Here is a 616-nt window from a genome sequence, read left to right as displayed (position 1 = left end):
GGATTTCGATTGCGGTGGCAGGCTTTGCTCAGGACGATCTCGACATCACGTTCCAGTCCAACCTGCTGACTGTCACCGGCAAGAAGCAGGAGGCATCCGCCGAGGGCTACCTGCATCGCGGCATTGCCGGCCGTCCGTTCGAACACCGGTTCGAGCTTGCCGACCATGTCAGGGTGAACGGAGCGGAGCTGAACAACGGTTTGCTGTCGATCGAGCTTGTGCGTGAGATCCCCGAGGCATTGAAGCCGCGGAAAATCTCGATCCAGAGCGCGGCGGCGTTGACGTCGGCTGCTCCGGCGCAGATCGAAGCGCCAAAGGCGGCTTAACCCGCATTTCCGCAGACCAGGGGCGCCGTGGCGACGGCGCCCCGACGACATTACGGGTTGGGAAGGAGAGAGCGATGAAACCCGATATGTTCAGAAAGCCCGTTTTCATTCTCGTGGGCCTGGGCTTTCCGACCGAGATTAGCACCGTGATGGACGCCTACCGGCATCTTGTCGAGTGGCCGACGTCATTCAGAGACACGGCACACTCGATCGCTTTGAAAGCATGTCTAGCGGCGCTTCGCGGCGAGATCGAAGCGGAAACGGCACGCGGCCTGTTCGCCGCCTTTGCC

2 protein-coding genes are annotated in these 616 nt (G+C 61.4%); both read left to right on the top strand.

Annotated elements, in window-relative coordinates; translation table 11 throughout:
• Positions 1 to 326: Hsp20 family protein (locus tag GQ59_RS30390; RefSeq protein WP_037088656.1), on the top strand; the 326-nt coding region annotated here is incomplete at its 5' end.
• Positions 327 to 400: 74 nt separating this feature from the next.
• Positions 401 to 616 (top strand): DUF982 domain-containing protein (locus tag GQ59_RS30385; RefSeq protein WP_037088658.1); only part of this gene is annotated, 216 nt, incomplete at its 3' end.

The organism is Neorhizobium vignae (assembly GCF_000732195.1).
Lineage (GTDB): Bacteria > Pseudomonadota > Alphaproteobacteria > Rhizobiales > Rhizobiaceae > Neorhizobium > Neorhizobium vignae.
This window is presented reverse-complemented; position numbering and strand designations above follow the sequence as displayed.